The organism is Streptosporangium sp. NBC_01810 (assembly GCF_035917355.1).
In the GTDB taxonomy this organism is placed as follows: Bacteria; Actinomycetota; Actinomycetes; order Streptosporangiales; family Streptosporangiaceae; genus Streptosporangium.
The window spans coordinates 7,545,388-7,561,958 of record NZ_CP109070.1 but is presented as its reverse complement, the minus strand read 5'-3'; the positions used below and the strand labels follow the sequence as shown (position 1 = coordinate 7,561,958).

The following is a 16,571-nucleotide window of genomic DNA, read 5'->3' as shown; positions in this document are numbered from 1 at the left end:
TACGATCGGCTCAGTAGACCGTCACCCCGGCTCCCGCCGAGTCCCTTCACCAAGCACCGTAGTGGTGCCTGCGAGAAAGATGGTGCCCTAGTGACCGAGCCTCCCCTGACCATCGCAATCCTCCATCCCGGCCGGATGGGCGCGGCACTCGCCACAGTGCTCACCGCACCGGAACGTCGGCTGCTGTGCTGTCTGGAGGGGCGCTCGGAGGCGACACGGCAGCGAGCCCACGACGGCGGGCTCATCTCAGTACCGATGCGCCAGCTGGCCAACGAAGCCGACATTGCCCTGTCCATCGTCGAGCCCGCCGTCGCCTACCCCGTGGCCATGGATCTGGTAACGGCTGGATTTCATGGGCTGCTGATCGAGGCCAACGCGATCCGACCCCAGGCGCTCCGCGCGATCGCCGACCGCGTCCATGCCGGTGGCGGACAGGTCGTCGATGCCAGCATCATGGGTCCGCCTCCAGCGCGAAACCTGCCTCAGCCCACCCGTCTCTACCTCTCTGGCCCCACCTCCGGCGTTGACGTCGCCACCACGCTGTTCACAGCGCAAGAGCTCCGCACCACCGTGCTGGGCGAAGACCTCGGACAGGCATCAGCACTGAAACTAGCCCACAGCACAGTCCACAAGGCCGGCCGGGCACTCGCCCTGCTTGGGCACGCGCTGGCCCAGGAACATGGGCTGTCCTCCGAACTGGCCGAGGAGATGAGCCGGTGGTCTCATCCGGCCTCCAATCCCGAGCAATTCCCCAGCGTGGCCAGCCGAAGCTGGCGATGGGGTGACGAACTACGCGAGGCCGCCGAAGAACTCCACGACAGCGGGCTTCCGTCCGAACTGGTGGTTCATGCCGCCGCGTTGTTCGACCTGCTGGCCGACTTTAAAGGCGCCTCCCCCACTTTGGAAGAAATCTTTAACGCGCTGAATCGCCGCCCCACCGCGTCATAGCTCTTCACGCACTTGTTGGCTCACGGCCGATTAAAGTGGCCATATTCTGACCACTGTCTACCGTGTCGCACCACGGTTTCGTTGACAAGTGAACTTGGTCCGGCATCGACCTCTATCTTACCGAAGAGCTGTGATCGCCCTTTGGATCTCATCGTCATCGGGTAGGTGCGCCTCCCCGAACTCGGAAGCCGGTGGGAGCGCAATCGCGTGGAAGGAAAACGGCGGATCCGCCTCTGCAAGAATCGATTCGGCGGGCTGCTTGCGCCCCACCTGCCCGTCCCGGTATCGGGAGTTACGAACGTAGATCGTGATTACGGTGCGTCCACACCAGGCATCCGCCCTGAAGAGGGCATCAGCCAACGGATGAACGCGAACATCCAGCCCGGCAGCGCGGAGGAGAACCACTGTATAGATTTCCCTCAAAAATGAATAGTAGAAGTTTCCGATTCTCCATGTAACTGCATCTTCAACTTGCTCCCGACTCCATCCTTCACGACAGACCTCCTGGATCTTCTCCAGCACAGGGTCCCACAACATGCTCCGAGCCGACTCGTCGGACTGCAGGAAAGCATATGCATCGTCCCAGGTGGGGAACGTTCCCTCCGACTCCAGGATGTAATGGAAGACGTGTGTGAAGGCGAACGCCGGGTTCCATCGCTCGATGCTTTCGATTTCTCTCGCCTGCGCGCCAACGGTGTGCCCAAGAGCATGTCCTTCCTGGTGGAGAAGAACCTCCATGTCTGCAGGGGAGAGGCGGTACACCACCTCGGTGCGGTGCGCCATCACATGCCTGGCCACATGGCGCCGTCTGGGGTTCGTGTTCCAACTGTTGAACTTACGGCGAGCGTCGGGAGCTGCCACGAAGAGCTTCGCGACTTCGAGAGCAGTGGTCACCAGAGACATATGGTCCTCCGATCACACGATCCAGATTTTCTAGATCATGTGGTGAACCATATGCTCTTGTAGCGATTTTTTCACTTATGGATGGCCTCGGCCGCATGCGGCCGGATCACCTCCTCGACTCGTCGCGCTGCTTGCACCGGGTTCTCGTGTTCCCAGACGCGAACTACGCGCCATCCCGCCTCGGCCAGCAAGCGGTCGGTCTCGGCGTCGCGTTCCTGCGTTCGCCGAACCTTCTCCGCCCAGAAGCCGGCGTTCGTAACCGCCACCGTGTGGTGCTGAGGACAGCCGTGCCAGAAACAGCCATCCATGAAGACCGCCACTTTTGCCCTCGTGAACACGAGATCCGCGGTTCGGCGAATCCTTTTGAGCGGGCGGTACGAGACTCGGTAGCGCAACCCCAGCGCGTGTACAGCGCGGCGTAAGGCCAGTTCGGGCTTGGTATCACGGCCCTTGTTGGACCTCATGCTCGCCCTCGTGGCCTCGCTCGATGCCCATGACTCCGTGGATCTGGTCACAGCGACAACCGTAAGGCCTCCATCGACGTCCGACTGTAGAGCGGTTTGTCAGATCCGGTGCGAACAGGCGCTCGATTTTTCCACCCTGGAGGTGTTCACTGTCTCTCGGGTCGTCTCCAGGATCGCCTGACACCTGAGAGACTTCGATCTCACGGGTGTCGAGAGGTACAGAGCGACCCTTACGGCCACGGGAGGCATTGAATGACCAGGGTGATCCGCACGATCGACCTGTTCGCAGGGGCGGGCGGGCTGGCCCAGGGGTTCAAACAGGCCAACCTCGGATTTGAGCCGGTGTACGCGGTTGAGATCGACGGGGCCGCAGCAAGAACCTTCAAGCAGAACTTTGGGTGCCCGGTCCACGACGGCCCCATCGAAGACGTGCCTCTTGATGACTATCCGATCGCCGACGTCCTCATCGGCGGTCCTCCGTGCCAAGGCTTCAGCCCTCTTGGACGTGATCGCAGCGACGAGAGCCGTGCCGAGATCAACGAGTTGTGGCAGCAGTACCTGATGGCGGTCCGCCAGGTGCGGCCTAAAGCATTCGTTATCGAGAACGTACCGGAGTTCCAGAAGTCTGCGCAGTTCGCTCGCCTTCTGGAACTCATGGTCACCGATGAGGACCTCAAGGCGTACAGATACAACTTCGGCGTGCTCAACGCCGCCGACTATGGAGTGCCGCAGACACGCAAGAGGGGGATCTTCGTCGCCATACGCGACATAGACGAGGTTCCCTGGCCTCCGGAACCAACTCATGGACCTGAGTCCAAAGAGGAAACTCCATATGTGACGCTGCGAGAAAAGATCTCGGAGTTACCCGAACACCCCGAGCATACTGAGATCACCTTCGACGACCAGGGCCGCCAAGATCTCCACATCAGGCGCAATCCTACGCAGATGTCCCTAGAGCGTTATCGTGCGATCCCCGAGGGGGGCAACCGCTTCGACCTCCGGCGCAACCGCCCGGACCTGGAACCTCGGTGCTGGGCGAACAAGCCCACCGGGACAACCGATGTGATGGGTCGACTCTGGTGGAACAGGCCCAGCGTCACGATCAGGACGGAGTTCTATAAGCCGGAGAAGGGCCGCTACCTACATCCGGAATATGATCGTCCGATCACTCATCGTGAGGCGGCGATAATCCAGAGCTTCCCGGATGATTTCGTCTTCGTAGGGTCCAAGACCGAGGTGGCCCGACAGATCGGCAACGCGGTTCCTCCCAAGCTTGGCGAGGCGCTCGCACGTTTCGTGTACGGACTCGCCTTCAAGAACGAGGCTCTCGCCCCTGAGGCATAATGGGCGGAAACGATTTGGTGCTCGGCCACATAGGACCTTTAAACTTCCTGGGTGGCCGACACACTTAACCTGCTCCAGGAATCCAGAACGACAGAGCCCGAAGAGTCGAGACGGTGTCGGGTCCCACGCTGGCCCATCCGGCTCGGCAGTACATCCCTGGATGCCTGTATCGTTCGCGGCCCCCTCTGCGGATATCATGACGGCAGCCGAACACCAGTGACGTGAACGATTTCTCCTGAACACGCGTGGTGAGGAGTCGAGGGTCAGGTTAGACGTCGCAGCTCATCGACCTCCCCGGGAATCCGGGTCACCTCACTGCCAGTTTCTCCCTCAAACGGCCGCTTCATACGAAGTTTGTCAGACGCATTGCCTAATCTGACCGCGAGAACTTGGAGTACACAGGAGAACGGAAAGCGTGCAGCAACACCCGAGGAGTAATCACATGAGCTCAACATCACGGGGGCATAGAGCACAGCTCGACGACCTGGAGAAGTCCCTAGAACAAGCACTCGAACTGGTCCGAGCCACGCCCAGAGATGGTCTGACCGCAGTCGATTGGCTGGAAACGGCAGCCAAACTTGGGGGTTTCTTCTCCGAAGCGCGAGACGCCTCAGCCGACGTGCGACAGAGCCTTCTGGGAGGAGCACGTAGCGCATTGCTCCTGTACCTCCGCGGCCACGTGGCCGAGACAGTGCCCCCTCATGCCCTGGAAGGCGTATCCGGCATCCGCGAGTGGGCACGGCGCATCCGTGAACTGAGGGCTATCGGCTGGGACATCGACTGCCTCGGTTCCGGTTCGAGCGCCCCCTACCGGCTCGACGACGCTCAACTCGCCAAGGAGGTGGCGCAGAGCCAACAGGTCATCGATTCGATCAAAGGTTCCAAGCCCAAGGAAAAGATCATCGAATACCTACTGCACCTCTGTCCTTGGCCCGCAGCCCCTAAGCAGCTTGAGCAGGTGGCGGGGGTTCCGACGTGGCGCCAGGAGATCCGCGACCTGGTGGACGAAGGATGGCTGATCCTTTCGCATGAGGACGACCCGATGCTGGCTCCAGGGTTCTATCGTCTCGCCAAGCTTGAGGATTAAGAGCCCAACTATGATGGAATCGATCTGATATTCTACAAGAAAATATTATTTCGAATATAGCATCGAATATTGAGCTCCCAGGAAAACCCCAAGCTGACAAAACTTCAATGCGATGATTCGGCAAGCGCAATCAGCGACCAATGAAAAGATTGAGTAGCCGACCGCTTCAGCCCCCTACCGGCATGTCGACGCTTCCCCCAAAGTATTCGTTCCAGTACAAGGAGTCAGATCAGTGACTGCCGCCCGCCCCTCACCCGCTGCCGACTCGAACAACGCACGGCCATGGGCAGGCGCAGAGAGCCTGGTGTCACAGATCGTCCTGCGTCAATCAGAGATGTGCCTACGCTCTTACGAGGCCAACCCGACGCTAATCGAAGAACATGCGAACATTGAGCGGTCGACCACTCAGGGCGGGTACGGTCGCCGCCAGCTGTACGAACTGGTTCAGAACGGTGCGGATGAACTTCAAAACGAACCAGGCGGAAGAATCCAGGTTGTCCTGACGGAGGAGGCTCTCTACTGCGCCAATCTCGGCACCCCGGTTAGCCCCGAGGGTGCCCAGACGATCCTGGCTTCCCACCTGTCGCGGAAGCGTGGCACCGAGATCGGCCGTTTCGGACTTGGCTTCAAGTCGGTGCTGAGCATCTCCAACCGTCCTCAGTTCTTCAGTAGGACCGGGTCGTTCGGCTGGGATGCCGTTCAGGCCCGTCGCAGCATCACCAGCAGGGTCGAGTACAGCGGTCCGACACCTGTCCTACGAATTGCACATCTCCTGGAACCCGCCGCCGAACGTCGCAGAGACTCCGTTCTCGACGAGCTCATGACGTGGGCCACCACGGCGGTAAAGCTTCCGCTCACCGGCGATCACGCCGCCCGACTCGCACGCGACCTCAAAGACTTCCCCGCCAAATTCGCGATCTTCTCCCCGCATGTCGGGAAAGTGATTCTCGAAGATCGTAAAGATCTTCGGAATATGATCCGCCGCGAGATCCACGTCCACGGCGAGGGTGCCCGGCGCACCCTGCTCACCAACGAAGACGGTGGCACGAACACCTCCGAATGGGTGGTCTTCGAGACCATCCACACACCAACGGCCAAGGCCCGACAGGACGCGGGCGAATATCACGATCGCACCCAGATTCCATTGGCATGGGCGGTCCCCACGTCCGGCCAACCAGGGCCGGGCCAGTTCTGGGCGTTCTTCCCGACAACGTACGAGACCACGCTCCGAGGCGTGCTCAATGCTCCGTGGAAGACCAACGAAGATCGCCAAAACCTGCTCCAGAACAACACATTCAACGAAGAGTTGATGGCGGCGGCAGCCGAACTCATCGTCGGGTCCCTCTCCGAGCTATCCACCCCTGAGGATCCGGCCCGCCACCTGACTCTGATCACGGCTCGCGGCAAGGAGGCCCGAAACTGGGCGGACGGCATGTTGACCAACCTTGTCTACGATTCCGCGGCCAAGCGCCCTTCGCTTCCCGACCAGACAGGACGCCTCAGGAAGCCCATTGAGATCAAGCTGCATCCGGAGAAGTTGAACAAGGAGTGGCTGACCCTCTGGGCCGCTTATCCCGGACGCCCTGTCGACTGGTGTCACGAGTCGATCGAAGAGACCACTCGGAGATCTCGAGCCGAGATCGTCTTGGAGCGTGCCGGCAGAAAGCCCAGCAGCGTCCGCGTATGGCTGGAGGCCCTCGTTTCAGACGGCAGTGTCGCCGCGTCGGCGGTGGCACTGTCGATCGTGGCCGACATGGCTCACCGAGAGTCCGCCTACGCCGAGCAGGCTCGACAGGCACGGATTCTACGGACGGAGTCGGGCGAGATGGTTGCGCCTGTCGCGGACACGGTCTTCAGGCGCACTTCACTGGATCTCTCCACGGATGACTTGATCTTTGTCGACCCGAAGCTGGAAGAGGATTCAACGGCCTCATGGGCTTTGGGAGTACTGGGAATTCGGGAAGCAGACGCACTGGGACGGTTCGCCGCGGTCGTCAAGCAAGGGTTCAGAAACTATCAGGACACCGACTGGGAGAGGTTCTGGCATCTCGCCCGCCAGGCGGGAGCCGAGCGAGCCGTTGGGCACCTCCAAGAGCACGGAGTGGGTCCCCGTCAACTCAAGGTCCGGGTGCGGGCAAACCGTTTTCTATTCCTGCACAACTGCTTGCTGCCCGGCCGTGTAATTCCGGAGGGCTCGGAGTCCGATCACGATCTCGTCGTCGATACCGCATTCCACCATGCCGACATCGGGATGCTCCGTACGCTGGGCATGTTGGACGGCCCACACGTCTCCATGGACCCGTCGCAGGAGATCTGGTTCACGGCATATCGGGAACAGGTTCTCGATCTCTATTACAAGAAGCTTCCTTCAAATGTGGGAAGGCCGAACGAACAGAGCATCCTGTTGGAGGGCACCAACCCGTCCGGACCACTGGGTCTGCTCCCACGCCTGAGCAAGGAGGCCTGCGCCCGTTTCCTTACGGCCATACCTTCCGTAGGCTTGGTCACCCAGTGGCATGTCCGAGCAAGGACACGGCGAGGCGATGCCCCCCTGGCGGTCGTTTCGCCCTTGATCTGGATGGTGAAACGGCACGGCACCCTGCCGACCTCTCGCGGCCTCCTTCCGGTGCGACAGTGCCTCGGTCTCGGGCTCGAAGAACACTCCCACATTCTTCCCGTGGCCAAGATCGACGCGGCTCTCTCCGCAGCGCTCAAGCTCCCGGAACGCTTGGAACAGATTCCCGGAAGCCTCTGGTCCGTTCTCTTCGAGAAAATCGCAACGAGTGAAGACGCTGCAGAGGTGGGTGCGTTCTACGGACTGGCGGAAATCGTCCTGTCCGCTCCCGAAGAGGTCCGGTGCCGGCAGCGAGACGGATGGATCACGTCTCCCACTTCGGACGTCGCCGTCACCGCCGACGAGGCCCAGTACAAACGGCTGCTTTTCCACGATGTCCCCGCCGTTCTCGCCCCCGACTCCCAGACCTGCGCGAGGCTCGTCGAAGAGTGGGGAATGAAGTCGTTCGACGAGGCTCTCGTCACCGAGCTTCGGGTGACTCCTCTCGGCGAAGCGACCCCGTTGGAAGACGTCTTCCCCGCCCTACGGCTTGTCGCCGGCCGGCCCGCGCAGCGCCTGGCTCTGGTGCGGTGCAAGGAACTCGACGAACTGATCCGCACACCCTCCGGCCAGATCTCGCAACCTCTCGACATCGGCCGCCAGGATGACACCGTCTACTGGTGCGAAAGAGAGGACGACCTCGAACTCATACGCAGGCTCAGCGCGCTGCTCAATCTCGGCTTCACCGAGGAGCGCTGTCGGCAGGTGCTGCGCCAGCAGGAGGAGGCCCGGCGAAGCAAGCGGGTCGTCAAGGTCCGCAACGAGAAAAACGCCGCAGACAAACTCCTTGCCATGCTTCCTGCCAAGACCATCAAGGAGAAGATCCCTCAGATCGTCATCGACGCGGTCGAAGCCAAGGAGGGAAAGATCGACGACCGAACCGCGGCGGAGCTCGCGATCTCCGTCCACGGAACGGCGGTTCTCAGGGAGTATCGTCCTGAGCTGGAAAAAAGCGGCTTCACACTCCCCACACAGATGGCAGGTGGTCACGAGGCCAGGAAGTTCACCGAGGACCTGGGCTTCCCCGCAGAGTTCGCGGGATTCCGCCGTCCGTCGCTGGAGCCGTTCATCACGGTGGAGGGTCCGGTCGATTTTCCCCCCTTGCATGAGTACCAGGAACGCATGGTCCAACGGATGTGCGAGGTCCTGCAGAGTAGAGATCCACAACAACAACGCGGCATGCTCAGCCTGCCGACCGGCGCCGGCAAAACCCGTGTCGCGGTGGAAGCCATTACCCGCACACTGCGCACACTCCCAGACGAGCAGGCGTCCCGACCGGTGTTGTGGATTGCCCAGTCGGAAGAACTGTGTGAGCAGGCAGTGCAGACCTGGCACTTCGTCTGGAAGAACATCGGTCCCACCAAACCTCTCACCATCAGTCGCCTCTGGTCGGGTAACGAAGCCGATCCTGTAACCGAAGGGTTCCATCTGGTCGTCGCCACCGACGCCAAACTCGAGATTGTGATCGGAACCGAGGGGTACGAGTGGCTCCGCAACGCCCAGGCGGTGATCGTCGACGAGGCACACACCTCCATCAGCCCCCGGTACACGCGGATGCTGGAGGCACTCGGCCTGACACCGCACCGCACCCGATGCCCCCTGATCGGTCTCAGTGCGACCCCCTTCCGAGGGGTCAGTGTCGACGAGACCGAACGTCTGGCCCGCCGATATCTGAAGAACCGCCTCGACCACGATCGAGACGGTTCGGAAATCCTTGGTGAGAACCCCTATCTCACCCTTCAGAAACTGGGTGTCCTGGCTCGTGTTCAACACAAGGTCCTTAAAGGGGCCACGCTGGAACTCACCGTGGACGAACAGGAGAACCTGCAGCAGCTTCGCCGCCTGCCGGCCAGCGCCGAAGAGAGGCTCGGTTCCGACCAGGAGCGCAACAACATGCTCCTCGACGAGATCTGCGGCCTTCCCAAGGACTGGCAGATCCTCCTCTTCGCCACGTCGGTCAGCCACGCCCAGGCCATGGCCGCTCTTCTTGTTCGTAGGGGTGTAAAAGCCGCCGCGCTCTCCGGAAGCACCGACAACGGCGTACGACGCCACACCATCGAACAGTTCGGCCAAAAGAAGATCCGCGTGCTGACGAACTACGGCGTCCTCAGCCAAGGCTTCGATGCCCCGGCGACGCGGGCCGTGGTAGTGGCCCGCCCCACGTACAGTCCCAACGTGTATCAGCAGATGATCGGTCGTGGTCTTCGAGGGCCGAAAAACGGCGGCAAGGAGGAATGCCTTATCGTCAACGTCGCCGACAACATCGCCCAGTACGGTGAGCAACTCGCCTTCCGGCAGTTCGAGTATCTGTGGAACGGTGAGTGAGGTGATGGAACTCACCGACGAGCAACGTGACATCGCCGAGCAACCCGGCGACGCTCGACTACTCGTCACTGCAGGCGCCGGCACCGGAAAAACCTTCACGCTGATACGCAGGCTGAGCGCTTTGATCGAAGACGAAGGACTGGGCGCGGACGAGGTTCTTGTCCTCAGTTTCTCCCGTGCCGCGGTTCGGGAGGTCCGTGACCGGCTGGCTGTGTACGGCGAAAATGCTCAACATGTCGAAGTGCGCACCTTTGACTCGTACGCCACCCAACTGCTTTCTGAGATCACGCCTGAGGGCACCTGGCAGCACTCGTCCTACGATCAGCGGATCCGCGAGGCGACGAGCCTTCTCCGCGACGATGACCAGGCCGGTGACTTCGCAGCTGACATTCGTCATCTTGTTGTCGACGAGGTCCAGGACCTGGTCGGTGTCCGGGCCGAGCTGGTGAAGGTACTGCTGGAGAGGATCTCCGGGGGTTTCACGCTGCTGGGTGATCCCGCCCAAGGAATTTACGGCTTCCAACTCGACGACCCGAAGGATCGTATCCGCGGTGCCGCCGCCCTCTACTCCTGGGTTCGAGCCCGCTTTGGGAAGAATCTGATCGAGAAGGAGCTGACCGAGAACTTCCGTGCGCGACACGACGAAGCACGGGTGGCACTCGCCGTAGGTTCGGAGCTGGGGCAGGAGAACGCCGACTACGCGGGCATACAACGGAGGCTCCGCACCGGGCTGCTCGACAGCATGCCTCTCGGCGCGCTGGAGGACGCCGTCCCCCTGCTCACCGAACTGGCGACACCCACCGCGCTGCTGTGCCGTACGAACGGAGAGGCGCTTCTCGTCTCGCGCGAACTCCACAGGAGCGGAGTCGCACACAGGCTGCAGCGGTCCGCACAGGACAGGGTGATCCCCAAATGGATGGCCGAGCTTTTCCGGCGACTCGATTCGAGGGCCGGACAGAACGACGTCGCCGCTGTCCTCGCGGAGAACGGCGCCGAGGCCGACGAGATCTGGCCGCTCCTCAAGCGGATGGACACCAACCGACGCAGCAGAAGCCTGAACCTGTCGGATGTTCGAAACCATCTCGCCAGAGGTGACGTGCCCGACGAGCTGACACGCCAGCACCCGGCCACACTTGTCGTCTCCACCATTCACAGGGTCAAGGGACTGGAGTTCGATCAGGTAATCGTGGTCGACCCAGGTGAGGCCGGTGAAGACCCGGTGGAACAGGCGGAGAAGGCCCGAACACTCTATGTGGCCATGACCCGCCCCCGCGATCTCCTCCTTCACATTCGGCCGGTCAACACGCTCCAGCACGGCCGCCTGAGGAAGTTCTCATGCGGACGCTGGGGGGAAGCCGGCTTCGGCAAATACAGGAACGCCCGTTTTAGCATTGAGATGCAAGCAGAGGACATCCATGCGGAAAATCCGGCGGGAAGCATCGGTTTCACAGCCGACCCTCTGACTACGCAGCTCTACCTTGCGACCAAAGTCGCTTCCGGTGATCTCGTGTCATTGGTTCAAGCATCATCCTCAACCAACGACGGACCACCTTCATACATCGTGGAGCACGACGGCACCCCGGTCGGAGTGACCTCGGCCGCCTTCTCCCAGGTGCTCAAGCAAATCCTGCCCGGACGTGATCGGCATGAATGGCCACTGTCGATCAACGATTTGTACGTGGACTGCGTCGAAACCGTTGTCGGCAGCGACGCCGCAGGACAGAACAGCGGGTTGGGCTGGTCAGGTGTCTGGCTACGTCCGCGGATTGCGGGACTGGGAAGATTCGAATGGCCCCCCAGGGAGCGGAAGTGAAATTTGCCGAGCATTACCGGTTCAGGTCCGAGCTGGTCAGACAGACAGAGCTTGATCTCGTCGGACCGATGGACTCCGACAACAGCGAGGTAATCACCGACCGTCCCATCACCAAGTACGCGGCCGGGATCCTCTTCCCGCAGGATGAGAGCGAGTCCGCCGAAGCGGAGATGTCACTCGACGCGGAGGCGGAGGGCCGACACATCGATCCGGACTCCGTACCGGACCCTGCCGTCACCATGGCCAACGTCCGCTACCCCTCCTCCATGGGTCTGACCTTCGCCGTCGACACGAACGTCAGCAAGACGATTACCGTGCTGGTGGAAGCCGCACAGTATGTGTCGGAGAGCTCCGTGGAAAGGGTTCGCAAGCGGTCCACGGACAACATCGACGAGCGTTGGCAACGCCGTCCACTGTCCATCCCGCTTAAGTCGGTAGACGTAACCGCACCAGGTCAATGTCAAAACGAGGTTGCGGACGGCTTGGACCTCTTCACGCGTATCCGTCCGGCGAACGATCACGGTGTTGTCGCCGTCACGATAGCTCTCCTGAACACCGTCAAGGTCTCACATGGAGGAGATCGAGACGCGGTGTCGTTCTTCCAACCGCGAATCACTGTGACGGCACCCGACGAGGCGGCGGCATTCGTCGAACGCATGCCTCCCGGAAAGTCGGACGGTGATGAGGAGCTGAACTCCTACCGGCTGCTCTACCGGCACGCACCAACCTTCGCCACCGGCCACGGGTGCGCCGTCGAGTGGGAACATGCGCCAAATGAGATCAACGACGTAGCCTCGATCCGGGCCGCGCAACGGATCCGAACGACCTTCGTCCCCACCTACGACCTCCGACTGGCCGACTCAAACCCAAAAATCGACACACGATCCCTGGGTATGGCGTACTTGGCGAGCGCCACTGATTCGGAAATTGTCTCAGCCCTCAAGGGCCTCACCTCCGGATATCGCGGCTGGATCGGAGACCGCCGAGCCCAGGCCGAACAACTCGTCGACACCGACTTCAAGAAGATCGCGCTTGATCACCTCAAGACATGTGACGAGGCGTGCGATCGGATGGAAGTGGGCATCGGGCTCCTAACCGGTTCCGTCATGGAGGCGTTCCGGTTGGCCAACCGAGCCATGGCGATGCAACGTGCACGGACGGACTGGTTGAAGAAAGGGCGCCCAGCTGGCGGTCCCGACGAGTCAAAGGGCATCTGGCGCCCCTTCCAGATCGCCTTCGTCCTGCTCTCACTCGGCGGGGTGGTGGACAAAAAATCGCCAGACCGCAAAATTGCCGATGTCCTGTGGTTTCCCACCGGTGGCGGTAAAACCGAGGCATATCTCGGACTGATCGCCTTCACGGTTTTCCTCCGGCGCCTCCGTGACCCCGGCAACGGCGGAGGGGTCACCGTGCTCATGCGCTACACCTTGCGACTGTTGACGGTCCAGCAGTTCGAACGAGCCGCCCTGCTCATGTGCTGCATGGAGTCGATTCGCCGCAAACAGCCTTCGTCGCTCGGAAGTGCGGAGATCTCCATCGGCATGTGGGTCGGCCAGGGCTCGACCCCCAACAGCCTCGACGACGCGAAGACCGCCCTCAGAAAGCTTGGCCGGCGGGAAGAAGTGCAGGAAAAGAATCCTGTCCAGATCAGATCCTGCCCCTGGTGCGGCCATGCCCTGGACTATCGAAACTATGTGATCACGGTCGACCGGCTGACGATCGCCTGCGGAACCGACGGATGCGAATTCCAGGACGGCCTTCCTGTCCATGTCGTGGACGAGACCATCTACGCGGCGAGACCGACTCTGATCATCGCCACCGCGGACAAGTTCGCAAGCATCCCCTGGAGAGGGGATCAGGTCGCGAAGCTCTTCAACCTCACGACCAAAGAGCCCGCACCGGAGCTGATCATCCAGGACGAGCTACACCTTATCTCCGGCCCTCTGGGCACCCTCGCCGGCCTTTACGAGACAGCGGTGGATCTCGCCGCAGAACACCCGAAGGTCGTGGCATCCACGGCCACGATCCGCCGCGCCTCCCGGCAGGGGTTGGCACTGTTCAACCGTGAGGTCAACCAGTTCCCTCCCCCAGGATTGGATGCGCGAGATTCGTACTTCTCCGTGGAAACGCCCCCAACGGAAAAGGCGAGCCGGCTGTACGTGGGTCTGCTCGCCCCCGCCACCAGCCAGACGACCCTCCTGGTCAGAGCGTACGCCTCGTTTCTGCACCACTCCAAGGCGATCGAAGGCACGGATCAGGTTCGAGACGCTTACTGGACACTGCTCGGCTACTTCAACAGCCTACGTCTCCTCGCGGGCGCCAAGCTACAGGTCCAAGACGACGTGAGCGATCGGTTGGGATTGCTCGCCAAACAGCTTGAACAGGAGGAACGCGAGATCCTCTGGGATATCGAACTCACCAGCCGCGAACCCTCCAGTGCGATACCTCGGCATTTGCAGGACATGGCGAAGTCCCTCCCCGAGGAAGCCATCGATGTGATCCTCGCGACCAACATGATCTCCGTGGGAGTTGACGTCGATCGCCTTGGCCTGATGGTCGTCATGGGACAACCGCAGTCGACATCGGAGTACATCCAGGCGACCAGTCGAGTCGGCCGTACATGGCCCGGCCTGGTAACAACGCTGTTCAACTCGATGCGCTCACGTGACCGCTCCCACTACGAGAACTTCACCGCCTACCATTCGGCGCTGTACCGACAGGTGGAGGCAACCAGCGTCACACCGTTCTCAGCACGTGCCCGTGACCGTGCGATCCACGCCGTGGTCATCGGACTCGCGCGGCTTCTCATCCCGGAGGCGCGCCCCAAGCAGGCTGCGGCATCGATCGACGACTTCGAGAGCAAGCTGCGAGAGCTCTGCGACACCGTTCTGGATCGGGTGGAGACGGTTGCGGGCGAAGCCGAGCGAGCGGCCACCGCGAAGCAGATCGACGAGGTCATCGGCAAATGGCTTGAGCGTGCCGACAACGAACCGAATCTCGTTTACGACGACTTCAGGAATCCCGGCAACGGCCTTCTGATGGACGCCGGCCGATACGACCAATCCAACGACGAGATCTCGGATACCATGCCGACTTTGTGGAGTCTGCGTGATGTGGACGTGGAATCCATGCTCTATCTGGACAGGGGACTGCGATGAGCCGAAACTCCATCGGTGGTGTGCGACGAGCACAGCTCATCACCACGTACGGCGTCGGCTCGCTCATCGCAGTCGAAAGCAACTCGTACATGATCGCTGGAATTGACCGCTGGTCCGACTCGGGCGACGACGACGAACACTTCATCCACGAACCCAGACTCCAGAAACAGCTTCGGGTTCGCGGATTCCGTCTGCCCCCGGCATCGCAGTACGAAGGCAAAGGCGACGTGCCGGTGATCCGTTTCCCGATATGGCATTCCTGCCCCGAGTCCGGCACGCTCAAAGAGCACTGGAAGTGGGGAAATCATCGCGGCACCGCCAAATGCAAGGTGCACGATCGTGAACTCGTACCCTCTCGATTCGTGGTGTGCTGCGGAAACGGCCACATCGACGACTTCCCGTACTTTCGCTGGGTTCACGCCGGCTCTCCGGGCACGGGAACCGAACACGAGATGACCATTGAGGCCACGGGACGCAGCGCCGCCCTTCGTGACATTGTTATCGCCTGCAAGTGTGGTAAGCGGGTTTCGATGGAAGGCGCTCTTAGCAAGGGTGCTCTGAAAGGGATTGCCAGGTGCACAGGACAACGCCCCTGGCTTGGAAGCGATCAGGCTCAAGAATGCGACGAAATCCCGCGCGGTATGCAGCGAGGTGCCTCAGGAGTCTGGTTTTCAGCGGTTCGCTCCGCGCTCTCGATCCCACCTTGGTCGGAGGCGATTCACAAGCTGATCGAGAAGCATTGGAAAACGCTGGGTAAGACTCGCCACCTTCGTGACACCGTCGAAGACATGGAACTGGCCAAGGGAAAGCCCTTCGGCATCGACAACATCGTGGAGGCCGTCGAGCAACGGCGTCGTATTGAGGCTGGATTGGAAGACTACTCCGAGGCCGACCTCAAAGCCCAGGAATACCAAGCGCTTGCTAACACAACGCCGGAGACCTCCGGAGACCAGGACTTCGTGTGTGTCCCGCCGGACAACCTCGTACTCGACCCGGCCCTGGCCGTCGACCAGGTGATGCGGGTCAAACGTCTTCGTGAGGTGCGCGTCCTGGAGGCGTTCACGCGCATCGAGTCACCCACCCCGGGAGACAGGAAGCGTCTGGCGTCGCTACACCGAGACGACGACCGCCCTGACTGGCTGCCCGCCATCGAGGTCATCGGTGAAGGCGTCTTCCTCACCCTCGACCAGCAGCGCCTCACCGAATGGGAAAAGCGGCCAGAGGTAGTCGATCGCATCGCACCTCTCGGCGAAGGGTATCGGCAACGCTTCTTGAGCCGAGGAGCCGAACCGGACCGCTTGGTCACTCCGCGCCTGGTCCTGATCCACACGCTCGCCCACGCCGTCATCAACGAGTGGAGTCTCGACTCCGGCTATCCGGCGGCCTCGTTGCGCGAGCGGCTCTACGTTTCGGACACCATGGCCGGGCTGCTCATTTACACAGCAACGAGCGACTCTGCGGGAAGCCTCGGCGGCATCGTCGCACAGGTCGAATCCGGTGACCTCAGCACGTCAATCCACCGGGCTCTTGACCGAGTCTCCTGGTGCTCGGCCGACCCGCTGTGCATCGAGAGTCAGGTTTCCGGGGTTGACAACCTTAACCGAGCGGCTTGCCATGCGTGTGTCCTACTGCCGGAGACCAGCTGCGAAGAATACAACACCTTACTGGACCGAGGCACACTAATAGGAACGCACGAAGAACCGCGAATCGGCTTCTTTTCTTCGAACGCTGCAGGCCTCACAGCCAGCTAGACCTTAACACATTCAGCGGCAGTCACCACAGTGTAGTTCAAGCAGAAATTTCCTAACACGTAGAGTTATCGCTAACCACCCTCAGCAACAAGCTGAGGCGAAATGTCCAATTTGAGCAATTTATACCACATCGATAACTGGGGGAATTACTCTCAGCTGTTGTT

General features: G+C 61.2%; 9 protein-coding genes. 7 read left to right on the top strand and 2 right to left on the bottom strand.

Annotation, left to right across the window (positions count from 1 at the left end):
- Nucleotides 1–90: 90 nt before the first annotated feature.
- A complete protein-coding gene (locus OIE13_RS34215) occupies nucleotides 91–948 on the top strand; it encodes a DUF1932 domain-containing protein (RefSeq protein WP_326829262.1) in 858 nt (285 codons plus the stop codon).
- Nucleotides 949–1,065: 117 nt separating this feature from the next.
- Here the strand turns inward: OIE13_RS34215 and OIE13_RS34210 are convergent, their stop codons facing one another.
- Nucleotides 1,066–1,851, bottom strand: coding sequence for a hypothetical protein (locus tag OIE13_RS34210; protein ID WP_326829261.1), 786 nt, complete (start codon nucleotides 1,849–1,851; stop codon nucleotides 1,066–1,068).
- A gap of 71 nt (nucleotides 1,852–1,922) precedes the next feature.
- A complete protein-coding gene (locus OIE13_RS34205) occupies nucleotides 1,923–2,366 on the bottom strand; it encodes a very short patch repair endonuclease (protein WP_326829260.1) in 444 nt (147 codons plus the stop codon).
- 201 nt (nucleotides 2,367–2,567) lie between these two features.
- On the opposite strand from OIE13_RS34205, the gene OIE13_RS34200 reads away from it, so the two are divergent.
- The 6 genes from OIE13_RS34200 to OIE13_RS34175 all read left to right on the top strand — a co-directional run bounded on the left by OIE13_RS34200 (nucleotide 2,568) and on the right by OIE13_RS34175 (nucleotide 16,407).
- Nucleotides 2,568–3,659: a DNA cytosine methyltransferase gene (locus OIE13_RS34200; RefSeq protein ID WP_326829259.1), complete on the top strand. Its 1,092-nt coding sequence runs from the start codon at nucleotides 2,568–2,570 to the stop codon at nucleotides 3,657–3,659.
- Nucleotides 3,660–4,101: 442 nt separating this feature from the next.
- Complete coding sequence (locus OIE13_RS34195; RefSeq protein WP_326829258.1) at nucleotides 4,102–4,746, top strand: hypothetical protein; 645 nt, start codon at nucleotides 4,102–4,104, stop codon at nucleotides 4,744–4,746.
- A gap of 232 nt (nucleotides 4,747–4,978) precedes the next feature.
- On the top strand, nucleotides 4,979–9,685 hold the full coding sequence (locus tag OIE13_RS34190) for a DEAD/DEAH box helicase (RefSeq protein WP_326829257.1): 4,707 nt from the start codon (nucleotides 4,979–4,981) through the stop codon (nucleotides 9,683–9,685).
- A gap of 4 nt (nucleotides 9,686–9,689) precedes the next feature.
- On the top strand, nucleotides 9,690–11,498 hold the full coding sequence (locus OIE13_RS34185) for a UvrD-helicase domain-containing protein (RefSeq protein ID WP_326829256.1): 1,809 nt from the start codon (nucleotides 9,690–9,692) through the stop codon (nucleotides 11,496–11,498).
- Nucleotides 11,495–14,656 carry a helicase-related protein gene (locus tag OIE13_RS34180; protein WP_326829255.1) on the top strand — a complete coding sequence of 1,054 codons (3,162 nt, stop codon included), beginning with the start codon at nucleotides 11,495–11,497 and terminating at the stop codon, nucleotides 14,654–14,656. Before OIE13_RS34185 ends, OIE13_RS34180 begins: the two co-directional genes overlap by 4 nt.
- Nucleotides 14,653–16,407, top strand: a complete 1,755-nt coding sequence (locus tag OIE13_RS34175) for a DUF1998 domain-containing protein (protein ID WP_326829254.1) — start codon at nucleotides 14,653–14,655, stop codon at nucleotides 16,405–16,407. The genes OIE13_RS34180 and OIE13_RS34175 overlap by 4 nt, the downstream gene beginning before the upstream one ends.
- The last annotated feature ends 164 nt before the right edge of the window (nucleotides 16,408–16,571 follow it).